The following is a 19,322-nucleotide window of genomic DNA, read 5'->3' as shown; positions in this document are numbered from 1 at the left end:
GTGGTGAACACAGCTCTGGTGGGCCTGGTCGCCGGGATGGCCCTGGGGTTCGCCGCGTGGTTCGGCGGCTTCGGGGCGTTCCTCCTGGTCGGCGCGCTCGGCGCGGTCGGCTTCGTGGTGGGGCGCCTCGTGGATGACGGCACGGACGTACGGGGCTTCCTCTCCGGCCGGAACCGGGGCCGACGATGACGGTTCCCGCGGCGGACCGCGGCACGACGACCGTCGCCGACCGCGCGGTGCGCCGCATCGCCGAGCGGGCCGCCACGGAGGCGCTCGCGCCCGGCGAGGTGCGGACCGGCCGGAGTTCGGCATCGGTACGCGGCCGCCGGGCGCGGGTCGACGTCACCGTGACGCTGCCCTATCCCCTGGTGCTCGACGAGTCGGGCGAGCGCGTCCGGTCGCACGTCGCCGACCGCACGGCCCGGCTCACCGGCCTCGCCGTGCCGACGGCGCGGGTGCGGGTCAGGGAGTTGCGCGTACGGGCGGCGGGCGAGGGGCCCGTGGTGGAGCAGACGGTGGCCGAGGAGCAGGCGGGCGGCGAGCTGCGGGCCCGGCGCCCGTGGTCCCCGCGCCGCGCGCCCGTGGCGGTGGCGGCGCTGGCTGCCGCCGCCGTCTGCGCCGTGCTCCTTTACGACGTGCTGGCCGTGCACGCGGCCGGTCGTGCGCCCGCGCGCTGGCGGTCCGACCTGATGGACCGGCTCACCACGCACGGCCCGCACGCGGGCGTGTGGCCCGGCGCGGTGGCGGCGTTCGCCGTGCTCTGCCTCGGCGTGTGGCTGCTGGTCCTCGCCGTCACACCGGGCGCGCGCGGGCGGCTGCCCCTGCGGCCGCCGCTGCCGGACATCCGCGCGGTCATCGACCGGAGCGCCGTGGCGTCGCTGCTGCGGGACGCCGTGTCGGGCCTGCCCGGCATCACGCACGTGCGGGTCCGTGTCGGGCGGCGCAGGGCCACCGTGCGCGCCGGGCTCGCCTTCGGTGAACTCGACCCGGCGCACCGGGCGTTGACCGAGGCGGCGGAGCGCGCCCTGGCCTCCTGCGGGGCCGCCAGGCCGCCGCGGTTGCGGGTCAGGCTGCGCACCGAACCCGCCTGGCGCGCTCCGGCGCAAGGAGGTGATGGCCAGTGAGCCGTCTCCGTACCAACAGCAACCGCACCGCCCTGCTCTGTCTCGCGGTGGCGCTCCTTGGCGCCGGAGCCGTGCTGGCGTCCGCGACCGATGTCGTACGCGACCGGCTGCCGTCGGACGTGCCGCGGCTCGGCTCCGACCGGGTCTGGCTCGACGGGCAGGAGCTCGGCAGGTGGCGGGACCAGGGCTGGTGGACGCCGCTGGTGATCGCCGCGCTCTCCGTCGGCGTACTCCTGTTCCTCGGCTGGGCCGTGGCGCAGGTGCGCGGCGGGCGGCTGCGCGAACTGCCGCTCGGGCAGCCCGACGTCACGCTGTCCGGGGCCGCGCTTGCGGCGGTGATGACCGAGCGGGCGCGCGCCATCGACGGCGTGGCCCACGCGCGCGTACGCCTCCGGGGGAACCCGCGGCGGCTGCGGGCCCGCATCACGCTGGTCCTGCTGCCGGACAGTTCGCCGGAGGCGGTGCTCGGGTGCCTCGCCCGGCAGACGGTGACCGAGGCGCGGGCGGCGGTGTCGCCCCGCCCGCTGGCCGTGGGCGTACACCTCACGGTGCGGTCGCCGCGGGCCGGTTCGCCGCGTCGCAGAGCCGTCGGCCGACCGCGCCGTCTGCTCTGAATCTCTCCGGTTCACCCGTTCACCGGTTCACCCGTTCTCCGGACAGTACGAATGACCCACCTGTTCCGGCAGACCGGGCACGTGCGCCGCGCCCGTGTCGCTGCCGATGGTGACGGCGACCTGGCGACCAACGTGCTCGACCTGGCCGCGGAGGCCGCGTCGGTCCAGGCGTACGCGCCCCGGTCCGCGCCCGTGGAACCGTGCGAGCCGCAGGAGACACAGGCGCAGGTACCGACACAGGCGCAGGAGCCCCGGGCCGTGCCGGAGCGTGCATCCCCCGCCCAGCCGGAATCCTTGCCTGCGACCATCCCGACGCCCGTGGTCGCGCCCCCGCCCGCAGCCGCGCCGAAGCCCACCCCCGCTCCCACGGCCGCCCCCGCCGCCCCGCACGCACCCGCCCGGGCAGCGGCCGCCGCGGCTCAGGCCGATGTCCGGACGGGAGGTGACTCATGGGAGCCCGCGCAGGCTCCCTCGCGACAACCCGGGCGCCACCGGCGCCACCGGCGCCACCGAGCCGACGGGTCTCCTCATGGCCTTTTCCCGCAACAAGAGACGCTGAGCCAGCATCCGGTCGGCAGGTGAGGCGAGGTGGTGGGGCGACGCGAAGGGCCGCACCGCACCTCAGCGTTCCGTGAGCAGCCCGGAGCGCAGCTTGGCGAGGGTGCGCGTCAGCAGCCGCGAGACGTGCATCTGCGAGATGCCGAGCACCTCCCCGATCTGGGCCTGCGTCATCTCCTGGCCGAAGCGCATCTCGATGATGTGCCGCTCGCGTTCGTTCAACTGCTCGATGAGCGGGGCGAGGGCGTGCAGATCCTCGAAGAGGTCGAGCGCGGGGTCGTCCTCGCCGAGCACGTCGGCGTAGTCACGGCCCTGCGAGCCGTCGTCCTGGCCGACGGGGACGTCGATGGAGCCCGCCGTGTAGCCGTTGGCGGCGACGAGGCCGTCGTTGACCTCCTCCTCGGTGAGGTCGAGGTGGTCCGCGAGCTCCCGGACGGTGGGTTCGCGGTCCAGCTCGGCGCTCAGCGACTCCTTGGCCTTGGAGAGGTCGACGCGGAGCTCCTGGAGGCGGCGCGGAACGTGCACGGCCCAGGTGGTGTCGCGGAAGAACCGCTTGATCTCGCCCGTGATGTACGGCAGCGCGAAGGTGCTGAACGCGACCTCGCGGGAGAGGTCGAAGCGGTCGATGGCCTTGATCAGGCCGATCGTGCCGACCTGCACGATGTCGTCGATGTCGGTGCTGCCGCCGCGGAACCGGCCTGCCGCGTAGTGCACGAGGGACAGGTTCATCTCGATCAGGGTGTTGCGCGCGTACTGATACTCGTGCGTGCCCTCTTCGAGCGCCTGGAGCCGGTCGAAGAAGATCTTCGAAAGGTCCCGCGCGTCCTTGGGCGCGACGCTGCCCGCGTCCTCTACCCACGGCAGTTCGCTGCTGTACATCTCTTCCCAGGGAGCGGGCGCCGGGCGCGCTTCCTCTTGTGCAGATGCTGCAGTCAACTGTGTCGGCGGCCTCACGGGTTCACCTTCGCTCGGGGACAACGGGCGGGACATCCACAGTCCCGTCTTCCCAGTACTTTCCGGTTTAAGCTCCCCGAGTACGAGGCGAGTTCGAAGGGCCCCTGTCCGACCTGACGCACCGTTCCGCTCGCCGGTCCGTACTGTCACCATGCGGAGTCAGGGTGTAGGGGGAGTCGCCCTCAGCGGGGCGGGGCGGGAGGCGTACATGCCAGAGATGTTCCTGCGGCGGCTGAGCCGTTGGCAGGCGGAGCAGCAGCGCGAGGCCGTCGCCGACCTCTATGTGGAGGCGGGTCGCGGCACGGTCGGTACGGCAGGTGTGGCGGGCGCCGCCGGTAGTGGCGTGGCCAATATCGGCGTGACCGGTGGCTCCGGTACCGGCGAATCCAGGTACGGCCTGCGGCAGGACTTCCTGCGCCGCTTCGAACACGACGTGCAGCAGACCGACTTCGACATGGTCGTGGCCGACTCCGGGGGCCTGGTCGGCTGCCTCTACGGCTACCGCGCCGAGCGGGGCGGCGAGTGGTGGGAGTCCCTCCGCAGCGTCCTCTCCCCCGACATCGAGGAACGGACCTCTTCGGGGCGGGTGTTCCTGCTGAGGGAGCTGATGGTGGTGCCCGCGGAGCGCGGCTCGGGCGTCGCGGCCCGGCTGCGGACGCTGCTCCTCACCCGGCACACGTCCGAAGTCGTCATCGCCGTCATCGACCCGGCCGACGACCAGGGCCGGAAGGTGCTGCAGTCGTGGGACTGGACACAGCTCGGCGGGTTCACGCCCCGGCAGGAGGGCTGGCTGAGGCCACCGTCACCGCTGCCGTGAGTCGCCGCCGCCCCTCCTACCGGCCCACCGGCCTGCTCGCCCGCAGGGAGTACATGAGCGGGATGCGGGGCCGGTCGGAGGGGAAGCGGTAGGCGCCGTCGCGGAGTTCGAGCGTGCCGAAGCGCTCGAAGAGCGTCTGGTCGCGCTCGCGCAGGAACTCGATGCGCAGGTCCGCGGCGGCGAGCGCGGAGACGACGTCTCCGATCGGGTGCTGCCACTCGACGGTGCGGTTGTGGACGGTGGGGGTGGTCGTGTCCGCGTACCCGCCGGGTGTGTCGTCGATCCAGGCGTCGCGCGCGAAGTAGTCGTGCTCGACGCGCGAGCCCGTGGCGTCGTCCAGGACGTCGGTGAGCGGATGGAACTCGGAGAGGTAGAGGAAGCCGCCGGGCGCCACCAGTGAGGCGGCGGTCTCGGCCCAGCGCTGGATGTCGGGGAGCCAGCCGAGCGCGCCCACTCCGGTGTAGACGATGTCGTACGAGGCGTCGGGCACCGCATCGGCCGCGTCGTACACGTCGGCGGCGACGAAAGCGGCCTGCTCCGAGGTGAGGCCGAGCTCGGCGGCGAGCTCGCGGGCGGCCTCGACGGCGGGCTCGGAGAAGTCGAGCCCGACCACGCGGGAGGCGCCGTGCCGCGCCCAGGACAGGGTGTCGAGGCCGATGTGGCACTGCAGGTGCAGCAGGGACTTTCCGCGTACGTCGCCGACCTCCGCGAGCTCGTGGTCGCGCAGCGGGTCCTTGCCCGCGCGGAAGGCGTCGAGGTCGTAGTAGTCGCTGGCGAGGTGGAGGGGGACGCGCTCGTCCCAGCGCCTCCGGTTGGTCTCGCGCCAGTCGGCGGGCGTCCGGGAGTACATGGTCGAAAAGTTATCCACAGGCTGGGGAATCCCGCCAGCGGATTGTCGGCGGGGGCAGGCAGTATGGGGGCATGAGCGAGACGGGTGCGACGAGCGCGACGGGTGCAGGGATCAAGGGGGCGGAGTCCTCCATGCCGGACTGGGAGAAGCGGTTCAGGGCGCCGCGGGTGTCACTGCCGGACTGGGCGGAGGACGCCCCGCAGCGCTCCTTGTTCGTGTCGAACGCGACGGGGACTTATGAGTTGTACGCATGGGACAGGTCCACCGGCGCCCAGCGCCAGGTGACCGAGCGGGCGAACGGCACGACGGACGGCGCGCTGTCGCCCGACGGCGAGTGGATCTGGTGGTTCGACGACACGGACGGCGACGAGTTCGGCGTCTGGCGGCGCCAGCCCTTCGCCGGGGGCGGCGACGAGCCCGCGGTGCCGGGCCTGGAGGCCTCCTATCCCGCGGGCCTGGCCCTGGGCAGGGACGGCAGGACGGTGGTCGTCGGCCGCTCGACGGACGACGAGGGCTCCACGATCCATGTCGTACGTCCGGACGGCACCGCCCCGGTCGAGGTGTACCGCCACCGGGAGTCGGCGGGCGTCGGCGACCTCTCGCACGACGGCACGCTGATCGCCGTCGAGCACACGGAGCACGGCGACGCGATGCACTCCGCTCTCCGGGTGATCCGGCCCGACGGCTCGGCCGTCGCCGAGCTCGACGACACCAAGGGCGGCACGGTCGAGCTGGGCCTTGAGGTCCTCGGCTTCGCGCCGGTCGACGGCGACACACGGCTGCTCGTCGGGCATCAGCGGCGCGGCCGCTGGGAGCCGATGGTGTGGGACGTCGCGTCGGGCGAGGAGAACGACCTCGTGCTCGGCCTGCCGGGCGACGTGAGCGCCGAGTGGTATCCGGACGGCTCCGCGCTCCTCGTCGTACACGAGTTCGAGGCCCGCGGCGAGCTCTTCCGGTTCGACCTGTCCACGGCCGAGCTGGAGCGGATCGAGACGCCCGCGGGCTCCGTGTCGGGCGCGACGGCCCGCCCCGACGGCTCCGTGGAGTACATGTGGTCGTCGGCCGCCGAGCCGCCGGTGGTCCGCTCCACGGCGGGCGGCGTGGTCCTGGATCCGCCCGGCATGAAGGCCCCGAAGTCCGTCCCGGTGGAGGACGTGTGGGTGGAAGGCCCCGGCGGCCGCATCCACGCACTCGTCCAGCGCCCCGCGGGCTCCTCCGGCCCCCTGCCCACCGTCTTCGAGGTGCACGGCGGCCCCACCTGGCACGACAGCGACTCCTTCGCGGCGGGACCGGCCGCCTGGGTCGACCACGGCTACGCGGTCGTCCGGGTCAACTACCGCGGCTCCACGGGGTACGGCAGGGAGTGGACCGACGCCCTCAAGCACCGCGTCGGCCTCATCGAGCTTGAGGACATCGAGGCGGTCCGGGAGTGGGCGGTGACGTCCGGTCTGGCCGACCCCGACCGGCTGGTCCTCGCGGGCGGCTCCTGGGGCGGGTATCTCACACTGCTCGGCCTCGGCACCCAGCCCGAGTCCTGGGCGGTCGGCCTGGCGGCGGTCCCCGTCGCGGACTACGTGACCGCGTACCACGACGAGATGGAGGCGCTGAAGGCGATGGACCGCACGCTGCTCGGCGGCACGCCGGAGGAGGTCCCCGACCGCTTCCGCGCCTCGTCCCCGCTGACGTACGTGGACGACGTGCAGGCCCCCGTCTACATCTCCGCGGGCGTCAACGACCCCCGCTGCCCGATCCGCCAGATCGACAACTACGTGACCCGCCTCGCCACCCGAGGCGCCCCCCACGAGGTCTACCGCTACGACGCGGGCCACGGGTCACTGGTCGTGGACGAGCGCATCAAGCAGGTGTCCCTGGAGCTGGACTTCGCGGAGCGGTACCTGGGGGGCGGGGCCTAGAGGTTTCCCGTGGGGCGCCCCCGCGGGGTGGCGGCACCCCACGGGCGGGCGCCCCGTGGGGGCCCCGTACCGTGGGGGTGTGTACCGGTTTCTGCTGACGCCACGCTGGTGGGGCATCAACGTCTTCGTCGTGCTGGCCATCCCCTTCTGCATTTTCATGGGTTCCTGGCAGCTCGGCCGCTTCGAGGACCGCGTACAGGACCATGAGTCCGCCAAGGAGCACGTCAAGGAACAGGCCGCGGAGTCCGCGGCCGATACCGAAGGCCGCCCCCTGCGCTCACTGCTCCCCGTCGACAAGGAAACCTCCGGCGAGCAGGCCACGGCGACCGGTCGCTACGGGAAGCAGCTTCTCGTACCGGACCGGGAGTTGGACGAAAAGCACGGCTTCTACGTACTGACCCTGCTGCGGACGGACAACGGAAAGTCGCTGCCCGTGGTCCGCGGCTGGCTGCCCGGCGACGCGAGCGACGCCAAGGCTCCGGCCGCCCCCAAGGGCGAGGTCACGGTGAAGGGCGCTCTGCAGGCTTCGGAGAGCCCGGGTTCCAACGGGGTCAGCGCCGCGGGCGGCCTGCCCGACGGCCAGCTGGGCGCGATCAGCTCGGCGTCGCTGGTCAACGTCGTGCGCGACGATCTGTACGACGCATGGATCACCCTCGACAAGGCCGACTCGGGGATGAAGGCGGTCCCTGCGACCGCGCCGAACAACACCGGCCTTGACCTGAAGGCCTTCCAGAACCTCGGCTACACCGGCGAGTGGTTCGTCTTCGCGGGCTTCGTCATCTTCATGTGGTTCCGGCTGTTCCGCCGCGAGGCGGAGTTCGCCCGCGACGCACGGCTCGGCCTGCTCCCGGACCCTAAGTCCGACAACGAGCCGGTCACGCCGACCGCCTAAGAAGCGGCCCGCTAGGAAGCGGGCAGCACCCCGGTCCGGTACACCGTGCCCGCGCACGCGTTGGTGATCGTCGCACCCGCCGAAGGCGCTCCCGCCTCGGCGGTCAGGGAGACCACGACGCTGCCGTCGGCCACGCCGCCGTCCGACCGCTCCAGCTGTGCGTCCATCCCGTCGGGCGTCCCGCCCTCCGGAGTCCCGGTGCCGCCCTCCGAGGGCGTCGGGTTGGGCGTGGGCTCCCCGCCGTCCGACGGACACTTGTCCGACGGCAGCCAGGCGAACCGCACCTCGTACGCCGCGCCGGGCTGCAGCACGAGCGGGCTGGCCTCCTGCGAGGGGTCGGGCAGACCGCTCGCCGCGTCCCCGGCCGTGTGGTCGATCACGCCGACCTTCGCCGGGTCGGCCGCGCCCTGCGCCACCGCGCCGACGGCGCCCGCCGCCTCGACCGTGCAGCTGCTCTCGGAGATGTTGGAGACACGGAACGAGCCGTACACCGCGCCGTTGGCGTCCGCGGGGTTCGCACTTCCCGTGGCGCCGAGCTGGGTGGCGTCGCAGACGGGCGAGCTGGCGACCTCGGAGGTGGAGGGGTCGGGCGATCCCGTACCGCCACCGCCCGTACCGCCCTTCCCCTTGCCTTCCTTCTTGTCTTTCTTGTCCTTCTTGTCCTTGCTCTTGGACGTGTCGGGCTTCGTTCCGGAGCCCTTCTCGCCGCCGTCGGGACCCTTGCCCTGACTGGAGCCGCCCTGCGCGTCCTGGCTGTTGCCCGCGATCGAGGTGCGGTCGTCCGAGTCGCCGCTGGAGTTGGTGACGTGCACCAGGGCGGGGACGGCGGTGCCGATGAAGAGCGCGGCGGCGGCGAGACCCACGACGGCCTGGCGCTTGCGGGCCCGCCGGGCGGGAACCGCCTTCCGCAGGTGGTCGAGGGCGCGCTCGCCCGGCTCGATCTCCTCCACGGCCTGCCGCATCAGGCGCCGCAGCGCGAGCTCGTCGGAGCCGAATTCACCCTCGGAGCCGAGCCCGCCCTCGTCGCCCTGCGGGCCGCCGGAGCCGGTCCCGACCACGGCACGAAGGCGGTCCAGCGACCCGGCCCCACTCGCCCCGGAGTCGGGCGTGGCCTCAGGCGTGGACTCGGGCTCGGACTCAGGCCCTGACTCGGGATCGTCTACGGGACCGTGGTTCACGTCTTCGTTCCTGCCATGCTGCTCAAATCCGCCCTGCTCATCACGCTTGCGCTCACTCATGCCGGCGCCTCCATGGCGACCCGCAGGGCCGCGATGCCGCGCGAGCCGTACGCCTTCACCGAACCCAGCGATATGCCGAGCGTCTCGGCGACCTGGGCCTCGGTCATATCGGCGAAGTAGCGCAGCACGAGGACCTCGCGCTGGCGCCGCTGGAGGCCGCGCATCGCCTTGATCAGCTCGTCGCGCTCCAGCTGGTCGTACGCCCCCTCCTCCGCGCTCGCCATGTCGGGCATCGGCTTCGAGAGCAGCTTCAGCCCGAGAATGCGCCGACGCAGGGCGGACCGCGAGAGGTTCACGACGGTCTGCCGCAGATAGGCCAGCGTCTTCTCGGGGTCCCGCACCCTCTTGCGCGCCGAGTGCACCCTGATGAACGCCTCCTGCACGACGTCCTCGCAGGACGCCGTGTCGTCCAGGAGCAGCGCGGCGAGGCCGAGCAGCGACCTGTAGTGGGCGCGATAGGTCTCGGTGAGATGGTCGACTGTTGTGCCCGCAGTCATCGTGTCGTCAGCGCCCTCGCGCTGCGCCGGGATGCGGGTTGGCCGCGCCGCGGGCATGGGTGCGATCACCGGCATGCCACCGGTCGTGCGGGGACGGCGAGTGGGGCGCAGTGTCGCCGCGCCTCTCGCCTGTACCGCTGTGAAGTCGAGTACCTCTGCCACGCTTGTTGGACACGCTTCCCCCCATCAGGGTTGTACGCATCCGGGATCGCGTTTGCGGCAGGTCGCGCGGGCACCGCTCGTGACGATGCATCAAATGCCCCCATGCGTACCAGCTCTTCCCCTATGCCCATTTTTCCCGGCGCCCAGGTCGCCCCAGAAGGGCGACCGCTAAAGACGTCCCCCCGCCCGTCGCCGGTTGCAGTGATCAGACGGGAATCTTCGAACGCGGAGATGATCCAGTTCAAGGACGCACGACGACCAAGTTGGACACAGAACTTACACAGATCCCACATAGCTCTCGGCTGTGGGGTGGTATGTACCAATACCTTCAGAGATGGCCCCGGCCCGCCCTCGGCGAGGGCCTCAGGCCGTGAACTCCCCGGCCACCAGCTCCGCGATCTGCGCGGTGTTCAGCGCGGCGCCCTTGCGCAGGTTGTCGCCGCAGACGAACAGCTCCAGCGCGGTGGGGTCGTCCAGCGACCGCCGCACCCGGCCGACCCAGGTCGGGTCCGTGCCCACCACGTCCGCCGGGGTGGGGAACTCCCCCGCGGCCGGATTGTCGAACAGCACGACGCCCGGCGCGGTGGCCAGGATCTCGCGCGCCCGGTCCACCGTGACCTCGTCCTCGAAGCGTGCGTGGACGGTCAGGGAGTGGGTGGTCACGACGGGCACGCGCACGCACGTGGCGGCGACGCGGAGCCCGGGCAGGCCGAGGATCTTCCGCGACTCGTCGCGGACCTTCATCTCCTCGGACGACCAGCCGTCGTCCCTCAGGGAACCGGCCCACGGGACGACGTTCAGGGCGACGGGCTCGGGGAAGGGCCCGGTGTCGTCGCCGACGGCCCTGCGTACGTCTCCGGGGCTGGTGCCGAGCTCGCTGCCCGCGACCAGCTTCAGCTGCCGCCGCAGCGTGTCCACGCCGTCCCGGCCCGCCCCGCTCACCGCTTGGTACGAGGAGACGATGAGCTCGCGCAGGCCGAACTCGGCGTGCAGCGCGCCGACGGCCACGATCATCGAGAGCGTCGTGCAGTTCGGGTTGGCGACGATGCCGCGCGGCCGCACGCGCGCGGCGTGCGGGTTGACCTCGGGGACGACCAGCGGGACGTCCGGGTCCATCCGGAAGGCGGCGGAGTTGTCGACCACGACGACGCCCTTGGCGGCGGCGACGGGCGCCCACTGCGCGGACACCTCGTCGGGCACGTCGAACATGGCGACGTCGACCCCGTCGAAGACTTCCTCGGACAGGGCCAGGACCTCGATCTCCTCCCCGCGCACGGCCAGCTTCTTGCCGGCCGAGCGCGGGGAGGCGACGAGTCTGATCTCGCCCCAGATGTCGGCGTGCTGCGACAGGATCTGGAGCATGACGGTGCCGACGGCCCCGGTCGCTCCGACGACCGCGAGCGTCGGCTTGCGGCTCATCGGCCGGTGCCTCCATAAACCACGGCCTCGTCCGTGTCGGAGTCGAGCCCGAAGGCGGTGTGCACGGCGCGCACGGCCTCGGTCACGTCGTCGTCGCGCGTGACGACCGAGATGCGGATCTCGGAGGTCGAGATGAGCTCGATGTTGACGCCCGCGTCGCTGAGCGCCTCGAAGAAGGTCGCGGTGACGCCGGGGTTGGTCTTCATCCCGGCCCCGACAAGCGAAATCTTCGCGATTTGATCGTCATACCGGAGGGAGTCGAAGCCGACGGACGTGCGGGTCTTCTCCAGGGCGTCGATGGCCTTGCGGCCCTCGGCCTTGGGGAGCGTGAAGGAGATGTCGGTCAGGCCCGTCGAGGCGGCCGACACGTTCTGCACGACCATGTCGATGTTGACCTCGGCGTCCGCGATGGCGCGGAAGATCGAGGCGGCCTCGCCCGGCTTGTCGGGCACGCCGACGACCGTGATCTTGGCCTCGGAGGTGTCGTGCGCGACACCGGAGATGATGGCCTGCTCCACCTTGCGGTCCCCTTGCGGTTCGTTGCTGACCCACGTGCCCTGAAGCCCCGAGAACGAGGACCGCACGTGGATCGGGATGTTGTAACGACGGGCGTACTCCACACAGCGGTGGAGGAGCACCTTCGAGCCGGAGCTCGCGAGCTCCAGCATGTCCTCGAAGGAGATCCAGTCGATCTTCCGCGCCTTCTTCACCACACGCGGGTCGGCGGTGAAGACACCGTCCACGTCCGTGTAGATCTCGCAGACCTCTGCGTCGAGCGCGGCGGCGAGGGCGACGGCGGTCGTGTCCGAACCACCACGCCCGAGGGTCGTGATGTTCTTCCCCTCCTGGCTGACGCCCTGGAACCCGGCGACGATGGCGATGTTGCCCTCGTCGACGGAGGTCCGGATGCGGCCCGGGGTGACATCGATGATCCGCGCTTTGTTGTGGACGGAGTCGGTGATGACGCCGGCCTGGCTGCCCGTGAACGACTGGGCCTCGTGGCCCAGGTTTTTGATCGCCATGGCCAGCAGGGCCATGGAGATCCGCTCACCAGCGGTCAGCAGCATGTCGAATTCGCGTCCGGCAGGAATCGGGGATACCTGTCCGGCGAGATCGATCAACTCATCCGTCGTGTCACCCATCGCCGACACCACGACAACGACCTGGTGGCCGTTCTTCTTGGCGTCGACAATTCTCTTGGCGACCCGCTTGATGCCCTCGGCATCGGCTACGGAGGAGCCTCCGTACTTCTGCACGACAAGGCTCACGTGCGCTCCTCGCTCAGTCCGTCTCTTACCGCACTACTGCGGTCGGCTCAGTCTAACGAGCGGCCGAAATTCGCCAGGGCGATATCGCATCGTGAGATGTCCCGCTCACGAGCTGATCACCCACGGGCATACGTCGCCGCTTCTCGGGACGTACGTTCCGGCCGCTCCGGGAGGTCACATGCCCGCTACGGAGCGGGGCACTCCGGAAAGTGGGGTGGGTCACAGGGGCTGGCCGTGGGCCTTGGGCGGGGCTTGCCGGGGCCCGGTAGAGGCACCGGCCAAGCCCCTGGCTATGAGCCCTCGCCCTTGTCCGCCGCACCTCTGTCGATCACCCAGCGGCTCGGGTGCCCGGTCAGCTCGGCGATCTGGTCGTAGTCCTCGTCGTAATGGAGGACGGTGACGCGGTGGCGTTGGGCGGTGGCGGCGATCACCAGGTCAGGGACGGAGAGGGCACGGTGATTGCCCTTCTCCAGCGCCTTGTCCTGCGCCGCGATCGCCATGTCCCACACTTCGTCCGGGCACGGCAGATAGTCGAAGGCGGACAGCCACCGGTCCAACCGCGCGGCGTCATTCGCACTGCGCGCGGAGTACTTGATCTCCATGCACACCGCGCCGGAGACACAGAGCAGTCCTCGCTCCCGAAGCGGGTCGAGCACCTCCGCCACCGCGGGCTGGTGCCATCGGGCGGCCGCCGACTTGTCGATCAGATAGCGCTCGTTCACGCGGCAGCCGATCCCTTCGGCGGGGCCCCGTCGGCCTCGTCCATCAGGTCCAGCTCGCCCGACTTGATGGCATCACTGAACTCCCGCCGCCGCAGCCGCTTCGCCGCGTCCACAACAGCGGCCCGGACCGCCTCCTCGTCCGAATCCAAGCCGAACTCCGTGCGCACATCCGCCAGGAATTCCTCATCGATCTCCACGGTGATGCGGGCCATATCGGGCCCCCTTTCCACGGGACGCTGCACAGGACTCCCCTTCACGATAGGTCTCCTTCGGGTTGCGGGCGCCGCGTCCGTGCGGTGCCCGGGTCTGGGGTGGTGCCGGGTCAGCGGTGGCTGCCCTTCGGGGCGAGGCCCGCCGCGCGCCGCAGCTCCGCGACGCGCTCGGTGACGTCCACCACGGGGGTCGCCTCGCGCGGGCGGGCCAGGAACGTGTCCGGGACGTATCCGATCTGGACGCCCAGGCGGGCCTCCTCCGCTTCGAACGCCTCGCACTCGGCGCGGCACTCGGCGCAGATCCCATTGATCAGCTCCGTCGTGGTCTCGGGCTCCTCGCAGAGACCGCAGACGAAGACCGCGTGGGTGACGCGGGCGCGCGGCTGGGCCTTGGGGGTCGGTTTCGGGGGCATCTTGCTCTCCAGTCGGGTGCGGGCGAAGCCGCCCGGGTTGATGACGGTGGGCGGCAGCCCTTCGGTGAGGGCGCGCGTGATGTCCTGCGGGGTCGCGCCACGGGCCAGCCATTCCGCTGCGCTGGGCTGGAGCTGTTTGCACTCCGCCTCGGAGAGGGCCATGCGGCGGTCGGCGGTGCGGAGTTGGGCGAGGGTCCGATGGGCGGCATCGGATGACTCGGCTGACTCGGGGACCTGGGTGGGCTCCGGCTCCGGCTCGCACGCCCTGGCCAGGCCCGGCTGGTAGACGTTCGTGACGTCCCGTCCATGCCGGGCGCGCACGAACTCCGACCACCACTCCGGGGACTTGGGCTCCCGCGACCAGTACGTCCTGGTCACCCAGCGCATCGAGTTGTCCTCGATGGTGAGGTGTTCCTTGACCCAGCGGAGGTGCCCGGCCTCGGTGAGGCGGCCGAGGGAGGTACGGACTGCCTGCTGGCCGTAGTGGGGGTGCTCTGCGGCGATCACCTTGTGGCCCATCGCCGCCCCGTCGGGGAGGTGATCGACGAAGGTCGCGAGTTCCGCGTCGCGGGGCATCAAGTGTGCGAAGTCGGGCTTGGTGTCCGGTTCCGCGTCACCCGCGAGGCGTTTTCCGTAGCCCGATTTGGCCATCGGGTGGGACGGGGAGGGCAGGGCGGCATTAAGGTTGGCGTACTCCACGGTCGGCCTTTGCGATCGTAGGACTAGGCCTCGGTACCGGTGTTGGCGCACCGCCCGGGGCCGTTCTATTGCCGCGAACCTAGAGCGGCTTTACACTCCGACGTAAGCTGACTACGGAACGTCACTCTTGAGGGTGACGGAACCCTCAACTCCCCTTTTGGTCAGGTTGGTTGGGTTCATTTCATCGGTGAACCAGACCCAGGAAAGAGCTCGGGTCCCGGGGCTCAAGCTCCGGGCTGAACTGCGGCGATGAAGGCGGACCAGGCGGGGGCGGAGAGGGTGAGGACGGGGCTGGTGGCGTCTTTGGAGTCCCGTATGTGGACGGCGGCGGTGGTCGCACGCCAGTCCAGGGCCGCTTCGAGGCAGTTGGCGCCCTCGTCATCGCTGTAGCTGGACTTGAACCAATGCAGCACGCCGCTCATAGGTCATCCACCATCCGCTCGATGAATTGGGCTGACTCAGTCGGACTGAGAGCCACGGTGCGGATCATGCTAAGCCGCTCGCTCTGAGCGGTGACCACTTCTGGATCGGAGGTCAGCTGGCTCACAGACTGGCCCTCTGACAGGGCAAGCCGTTCGTGGTCGCGGGTCTCCAGAAGCACCATCGGTCCTGCGAGCGCAGAAGACATCGCCCTCTTGAAGGGCAACACCTGCAGAGACACGTTGTACAGGCTGCCCGCCTCCAACAGCCGCACCAACTGCGCCTTGTCCACCTGCGGGACGAGCAGCGCAGCCTCGTAGATCACAAAGCTGACCGCCACTGGTGGCTTCCTGGTCAGGATGGACTGCCGTTCCAGTCGGGCAGAAACTCGCTCCTCCACCGTTTCCTCATCCACCGGCGGGCAACGGTTTCCGAGCAGCCCTCTCGCGTAAGACTCCGTCTGCAACAGCCCTGGAATTAGCGAGACTTCGTAAGACCAAAGACTCAGCGACTCCTGCTCGCGCGCCATGAAGTCCTGCACTCGCGGTGGAAACTTCTCGCGCTGAACGTACTCCTTGCCCGCGCTCAGCAACCCCTCCGCGCCGCACAGGTCATCCGCCACGTCCAGCACCCGGGCAGTCGGCATCCGGACACCCTGCTCCATGGCCTTGATGGTGTCCGGCGCGTAATTCGACGCGGCCGCCAACTCCTCGCGCGAGACGTTCGCCTTCGTACGCCACCGCTTCAACTGGTTCCCGCTGTACCGCCAGGTCGGGTTGTACTGAACGGACACAGTGACCACCTCCGTCGGATACACGGAGGCGTGTATCCCCTCAGTCACTACCGAGCGTAACCCCGCACTGCGCAAGGTGTGACCATGACCAACGCAATTCACTGGCCCGAGTGGGTCCCCGTGGCGGGCCACCAACTCCGCGTGTCGGGCGTCCACTTCGACGCCCTCCGCATCCAGGGCGTACGAGGAGAACGGGTCGCCGCACGACTGATCACCGAGGCGGACGGGGACGCCGGGCCCGTCATCTGCGAGGCGACGGGGTTCCGGTGGATGTACTTCCTCGTGGCCCCGGGCACGGCGAAGGACCACGAGTGGCCGCTGGGCGTGCAGCGGTTCGGCGGGGCGGGGTGCCGGACGGTGACGTACATCGGCATCCCCGCGCTGGCGGGGAACACGTGGCCGCTCCAGTGGTACTCGGAGCCGACGCCGACGGCGCCCTACGTGGACCCGGCCCAACTGCTCGCGGCGGTCACGCCCACGGCCACCGCGTAGGCGCAGGCGTCAGGTCAGCTCCTCCGCGAGGAGGTCCATGAGCAGGGCGTCGTGCCAGGTGCCGGTCTGGTGGTCGCGCGCGTACGCCCGCATGATGCCGACGGGCTTGAATCCGACCTTGCGGTAGCTGTGGATGGCGGCGGTGTTGTTCGCGGCGGGGTCAATGGTGAGCCGGTGATGCCCACACTCCCGCACCAGCCACCGCGACAGCGTGCGCACCGCGTCCGTGCCGAGGCCCTTCCCGTGGTGCCGGGCAGTCAGGAAGATATCCATGCCCGCGTGGCGGAACTCCGGGTCGGTCTCCTCCTCGAACTGGACCGCTCCGATGACTTCGCCCTCGAAGACGACGGCGAGCATGCCTTCGTAGTCGTCCGGCGGCGACCACCACGCGGCGACTTCGGGCTCCCGGACGATCCGGTCCAGCACGTCGTCCTCGCCGCCTGCCACGGGCCGCAACACGACCTTGTCCCCGCTCAGCTCCATGCCCTTCATTGTCCCCCTGCGCTGGAGACACCCTCAAGAACAGGACAGCCCTACGAAGATCCGGCCCTGCCGCTCGCGGAACTGCGCCTGGTCAGTCCGTAGGTGACGACGCCTTGGTTCCGGCCGCCTAGGCCGACACATGGCCAAGCAAAGGCAATGCGCCCCGCACGCACCAGAGTTGACTACTCACGCCGCGCCGCCGACCCGATCCCCGTACTCGATGGACACCGTGAGTCTCGCGCCGAGCGCCGCCGCGTACGAGCGCATCGTCTCCAGGTTGTGGATCTCGCCCCGCTCGACCTGCGAGACCCGCGCCTGAGAGATCCCGACCGCCTTGGCCACGTCCGCCTGTGTCAGGTTCTGCTCTTCGCGGATCTCCCGCAGGTGATGCCCGAGGACGTGCGCCTCGGTGGCGGTACGAGCCGTCTGCTTGCGGCGCTCCCACTCGGCGTCGGACACGTCGGGGGCGCCCTCCCGCATTCGGCGCTTCACCTCTGCCCAGCTGCTGTACTCACCCATCAGACGCCTCCGCCCTCTCCTGCAACGTCCCGTGACGCCAGGTACTCGTCATAGCGCGCCTCTGCCACGGGAATCGCCTCCTGGTACCAGCCCTTCCAGCGTCCGGCCTTGTCGCCGGCCACCAGGAGGATCGCCTGGCGCCTGGGGTCGAAGACGAAGAGGATGCGGACCTCCGTCCGTCCCGAGCTGCCCGGACGCAGTTCCTTGAGGTTGTGGGTCCGGCTGCCCGTAAGCCGGTCGACGAGCGGGCGTCCCAGCGCAGGACCGTGCTCCGCCAGCATGTCGACAGCCGCCTCGACCAAGTCAGCCGACACCGCGTCCTCCTCTGCCAGCACGAGCAACCACTTCTCCACCGACGAGTGGAGATTGATCTGCCAGTTCATGCTCCGCATCCCAGCGTAGGACGCGAACAGATAGAAGGGAATCCTTATACGCTCAGCTCAACGAGTGAACATGGACCATTCATGAGTCAGGGCCCTACTTCACCGTCCGGAGCCCCAACGGCCCCGCGATCTCCTCAGCCATGACCTTCCCCGCCGCCTCCTCCAGCGCGTCCTCCGTCAGGTCCTCGTCCGTGTCCAGGCCGTCCAGGTCCTCCAGGGGCTGGTTCAGGCGGACGTGGGCCACCAAGGACTGGAGAGCGCGGAGGGCGCCCGAGGCCGTGGAGCCCCAGTTGGAGAAGTAGGAGAACTGCCACCACCAGAGCGCTTCGGTCGTGCGGCCCGCGCGGTAGTGGGCCAGGCCGTGGCAGAGGTCTGCGACCACGTCTGCCAGGTCGTCCGAGATGCGGCAGGCCACGGGGGCCTTGCGGGGCTCGTACGGGTCGAAGACCTCGGAGTAGACGTCGATCGGGTCCAGGAGGGACGCCAGGCGTTCGCGGAGGTCGTCCACGTCCTGCTCCGGGCCCAGGTCCGGCTCGTAGCGCTCCTCCGGGACGATGTCCTCGTGCGCGCCCAGGCGGCCGCCCGCCAGGAGGAGCTGGGAGACCTCCAGGAGGAGGAAGGGGACTGCCGAGTCCGGCTCGTCGCCCTTCGCTACCTCCCTGACCGAGACGATGAAGCTCTCGATCTGGTCGGAGATCTGGACCGCGAAGTCGTCCGGGTTGTCGGTCACGGTGTTCAGCGTGGCGTCAGACATCTAGGAGTCGTCTCCCCTCGAAGGCGCGGCCCAGGGTGACCTCGTCCGCGTATTCCAGATCTCCCCCGACAGGGAGTCCGCTGGCCAGGCGGGTGACCTTCAGGCCCATGGGCTTGATCATGCGTGCGAGGTACGTCGCCGTCGCCTCGCCCTCCAGGTTCGGATCCGTGGCCAGGATCAGTTCCGTGACCGTGCCGTCCGCCAGGCGCGCGAGGAGTTCCCGTATGCGCAGGTCGTCCGGGCCCACCCCCTCGATCGGGCTGATCGCGCCGCCCAGGACGTGGTACTTGCCCCGGAACTCGCGGGTTCGCTCGATTGCTACTACGTCCTTCGGCTCTTCCACCACGCAGATCACCGAAGGGTCGCGGCGGGGGTCCCTGCAGATGTTGCAGAGCTCCTCCTGCGCCACGTTCCCGCAGGTCGCGCAGAAGCGGACCTTGTCCTTCACCTCAAGGAGGGCGTGCGCGAGGCGGCGTACGTCCGTCGGCTCCGTCTGGAGGATGTGGAAGGCGATCCGCTGCGCGCTCTTGGGACCGACGCCGGGCAGCCTGCCCAACTCGTCGATGAGGTCCTGAACCACGCCTTCGTACACGGAACGCCTTTCCCGTATGGGGTACTGCCGAGGATGTCCGGCTTCTACGTACCGTAGTTGGCCGGGGGGTTTCTTAGAAGGGAAGCCCCGGGATGCCGCCACCGCCGCCCAGGCCCTGGGCCAGCGGGCCCAGCTTCTGCTGCTGCAGCGCCTGCGCGTTCTCGTTGGCCGCCTGGACCGCCGCGACGACCAGGTCCGCCAGCGTCTCCGTGTCCTCGGGGTCGACCGCCTTCGGGTCGATCACCAGGCCGCGCAGCTCGCCGGAGCCGTTGACCGTCGCCCTGACGAGACCGCCGCCCGCCTGGCCTTCCACCTCCGTGCGCGCCAGTTCCTCCTGCGCCGCAGCGAGGTCCTGCTGCATCTTCTGGGCCTGCTGGAGCAGCTGCTGCATGTTGGGCTGGCCACCACCGGGGATCACGATCAGCTCCGTTTCGTACGGGTCCGTTTGTACAGGTCCATCTGGCGGGGTTGCCGCCAAGAACGAGCCTACGTGGTCGGCGGGCGCGTCGCCCCAGCACTCTTTCGAGTGAGATC

The 19,322-nt window shown here is 70.3% G+C and carries 24 protein-coding genes; 7 read left to right on the top strand and 17 right to left on the bottom strand.

The features are described 5' to 3' along the window. Nucleotides 1–3: 3 nt before the first annotated feature. Genes AC068B_RS26105 through AC068B_RS26095 form a run of 3 tightly spaced genes read left to right on the top strand, consistent with a single transcriptional unit; the run spans nt 4 to nt 1,738 of the window. A complete protein-coding gene (locus tag AC068B_RS26105; RefSeq protein WP_478674063.1) occupies nt 4–189 on the top strand; it encodes a hypothetical protein in 186 nt (61 codons plus the stop codon). Next, on the top strand, nt 186–1,124 hold the full coding sequence (locus tag AC068B_RS26100; RefSeq protein WP_478674062.1) for a DUF6286 domain-containing Asp23/Gls24 family envelope stress response protein: 939 nt from the start codon (nt 186–188) through the stop codon (nt 1,122–1,124). Before AC068B_RS26105 ends, AC068B_RS26100 begins: the two co-directional genes overlap by 4 nt. Further along, complete coding sequence (locus AC068B_RS26095) at nt 1,121–1,738, top strand: Asp23/Gls24 family envelope stress response protein (protein WP_478674061.1); 618 nt, start codon at nt 1,121–1,123, stop codon at nt 1,736–1,738. The genes AC068B_RS26100 and AC068B_RS26095 overlap by 4 nt, the downstream gene beginning before the upstream one ends. A gap of 621 nt (nt 1,739–2,359) precedes the next feature. Here AC068B_RS26095 and AC068B_RS26090 read toward each other — a convergent pair. Next, a complete protein-coding gene (locus AC068B_RS26090) occupies nt 2,360–3,175 on the bottom strand; it encodes an RNA polymerase sigma factor SigF (protein WP_478674060.1) in 816 nt (271 codons plus the stop codon). Nucleotides 3,176–3,458: 283 nt separating this feature from the next. Between AC068B_RS26090 and AC068B_RS26085 the strand changes: the two genes are divergently transcribed. Beyond that, nucleotides 3,459–4,067, top strand: a complete 609-nt coding sequence (locus AC068B_RS26085; RefSeq protein ID WP_478674059.1) for a hypothetical protein — start codon at nt 3,459–3,461, stop codon at nt 4,065–4,067. 16 nt (nt 4,068–4,083) lie between these two features. On the opposite strand, the gene AC068B_RS26080 is transcribed toward AC068B_RS26085, so the two are convergent. Beyond that, nucleotides 4,084–4,917, bottom strand: a complete 834-nt coding sequence (locus AC068B_RS26080; RefSeq protein WP_478674058.1) for a class I SAM-dependent methyltransferase — start codon at nt 4,915–4,917, stop codon at nt 4,084–4,086. Between the two features lie 71 nt (nt 4,918–4,988). On the opposite strand from AC068B_RS26080, the gene AC068B_RS26075 reads away from it, so the two are divergent. Together AC068B_RS26075 and AC068B_RS26070 are read left to right on the top strand one after the other, a co-directional pair. Beyond that, nucleotides 4,989–6,830: a S9 family peptidase gene (locus AC068B_RS26075; protein WP_478674057.1), complete on the top strand. Its 1,842-nt coding sequence runs from the start codon at nt 4,989–4,991 to the stop codon at nt 6,828–6,830. A 79-nt stretch (nt 6,831–6,909) separates the two neighbouring features. After that, nucleotides 6,910–7,722: an SURF1 family protein gene (locus AC068B_RS26070; protein WP_478674056.1), complete on the top strand. Its 813-nt coding sequence runs from the start codon at nt 6,910–6,912 to the stop codon at nt 7,720–7,722. Between the two features lie 11 nt (nt 7,723–7,733). On the opposite strand, the gene AC068B_RS26065 is transcribed toward AC068B_RS26070, so the two are convergent. The 9 genes from AC068B_RS26065 to AC068B_RS26025 form a co-directional block, all read right to left on the bottom strand. Then, nucleotides 7,734–8,960 carry a hypothetical protein gene (locus tag AC068B_RS26065; protein WP_478674055.1) on the bottom strand — a complete coding sequence of 409 codons (1,227 nt, stop codon included), beginning with the start codon at nt 8,958–8,960 and terminating at the stop codon, nt 7,734–7,736. Continuing rightward, the gene (locus tag AC068B_RS26060; protein WP_478674054.1) at nt 8,957–9,619 is read right to left on the bottom strand and encodes a SigE family RNA polymerase sigma factor; all 663 of its coding nucleotides are present in this window, start codon (nt 9,617–9,619) and stop codon (nt 8,957–8,959) included. The genes AC068B_RS26065 and AC068B_RS26060 overlap by 4 nt, the downstream gene beginning before the upstream one ends. Before the next feature lie 363 nt (nt 9,620–9,982). Continuing rightward, on the bottom strand, nt 9,983–11,038 hold the full coding sequence (locus tag AC068B_RS26055; protein ID WP_478674053.1) for an aspartate-semialdehyde dehydrogenase: 1,056 nt from the start codon (nt 11,036–11,038) through the stop codon (nt 9,983–9,985). Beyond that, nucleotides 11,035–12,306, bottom strand: coding sequence for an aspartate kinase (locus AC068B_RS26050; RefSeq protein ID WP_468566351.1), 1,272 nt, complete (start codon nt 12,304–12,306; stop codon nt 11,035–11,037). The genes AC068B_RS26055 and AC068B_RS26050 overlap by 4 nt, the downstream gene beginning before the upstream one ends. 290 nt (nt 12,307–12,596) lie before the next feature. Next, complete coding sequence (locus AC068B_RS26045; RefSeq protein WP_478674052.1) at nt 12,597–13,028, bottom strand: PIN domain-containing protein; 432 nt, start codon at nt 13,026–13,028, stop codon at nt 12,597–12,599. Next, the gene (locus tag AC068B_RS26040) at nt 13,025–13,240 is read right to left on the bottom strand and encodes a type II toxin-antitoxin system VapB family antitoxin (protein WP_478674051.1); all 216 of its coding nucleotides are present in this window, start codon (nt 13,238–13,240) and stop codon (nt 13,025–13,027) included. Before AC068B_RS26040 ends, AC068B_RS26045 begins: the two co-directional genes overlap by 4 nt. Before the next feature lie 110 nt (nt 13,241–13,350). After that, entirely contained in the window at nt 13,351–14,304 is a 954-nt protein-coding gene (locus AC068B_RS26035) for a hypothetical protein (RefSeq protein WP_478674050.1), read from the bottom strand. A gap of 272 nt (nt 14,305–14,576) precedes the next feature. Next, on the bottom strand, nt 14,577–14,774 hold the full coding sequence (locus AC068B_RS26030) for a DUF397 domain-containing protein (RefSeq protein WP_478674049.1): 198 nt from the start codon (nt 14,772–14,774) through the stop codon (nt 14,577–14,579). After that, nucleotides 14,771–15,565, bottom strand: a complete 795-nt coding sequence (locus AC068B_RS26025) for a helix-turn-helix domain-containing protein (protein ID WP_478674048.1) — start codon at nt 15,563–15,565, stop codon at nt 14,771–14,773. Before AC068B_RS26025 ends, AC068B_RS26030 begins: the two co-directional genes overlap by 4 nt. An 84-nt stretch (nt 15,566–15,649) precedes the next feature. On the opposite strand from AC068B_RS26025, the gene AC068B_RS26020 reads away from it, so the two are divergent. After that, nucleotides 15,650–16,057 (top strand): hypothetical protein, encoded by a 408-nt coding sequence (locus AC068B_RS26020; protein WP_478674047.1) that lies wholly within the window; start codon nt 15,650–15,652, stop codon nt 16,055–16,057. 9 nt (nt 16,058–16,066) lie between these two features. On the opposite strand, the gene aac(6') is transcribed toward AC068B_RS26020, so the two are convergent. The 6 genes from aac(6') to AC068B_RS25990 all read right to left on the bottom strand — a co-directional run bounded on the left by aac(6') (nt 16,067) and on the right by AC068B_RS25990 (nt 19,206). Further along, complete coding sequence (aac(6'), locus tag AC068B_RS26015; RefSeq protein ID WP_478674046.1) at nt 16,067–16,540, bottom strand: aminoglycoside 6'-N-acetyltransferase; 474 nt, start codon at nt 16,538–16,540, stop codon at nt 16,067–16,069. A 186-nt stretch (nt 16,541–16,726) separates the two neighbouring features. Next, on the bottom strand, nt 16,727–17,059 hold the full coding sequence (locus AC068B_RS26010; RefSeq protein WP_478674045.1) for a helix-turn-helix transcriptional regulator: 333 nt from the start codon (nt 17,057–17,059) through the stop codon (nt 16,727–16,729). Beyond that, entirely contained in the window at nt 17,059–17,442 is a 384-nt protein-coding gene (locus AC068B_RS26005; protein WP_478674044.1) for a type II toxin-antitoxin system RelE/ParE family toxin, read from the bottom strand. The genes AC068B_RS26010 and AC068B_RS26005 overlap by 1 nt, the downstream gene beginning before the upstream one ends. 94 nt (nt 17,443–17,536) lie before the next feature. Then, nucleotides 17,537–18,196 (bottom strand): DUF5063 domain-containing protein, encoded by a 660-nt coding sequence (locus tag AC068B_RS26000; protein WP_478674043.1) that lies wholly within the window; start codon nt 18,194–18,196, stop codon nt 17,537–17,539. Next, the gene (gene recR, locus AC068B_RS25995) at nt 18,189–18,788 is read right to left on the bottom strand and encodes a recombination mediator RecR (RefSeq protein WP_268772516.1); all 600 of its coding nucleotides are present in this window, start codon (nt 18,786–18,788) and stop codon (nt 18,189–18,191) included. Before recR ends, AC068B_RS26000 begins: the two co-directional genes overlap by 8 nt. Nucleotides 18,789–18,861: 73 nt before the next feature. Continuing rightward, nucleotides 18,862–19,206 carry a YbaB/EbfC family nucleoid-associated protein gene (locus tag AC068B_RS25990; RefSeq protein ID WP_356260495.1) on the bottom strand — a complete coding sequence of 115 codons (345 nt, stop codon included), beginning with the start codon at nt 19,204–19,206 and terminating at the stop codon, nt 18,862–18,864. Between the last annotated feature and the right edge of the window lie 116 nt (nt 19,207–19,322).

Source organism: Streptomyces sp. NPDC042371 (assembly GCF_056437465.1).
Note: the sequence above shows the minus strand (reverse complement) of the source record. Positions and strands in the feature narration are given on the sequence as shown.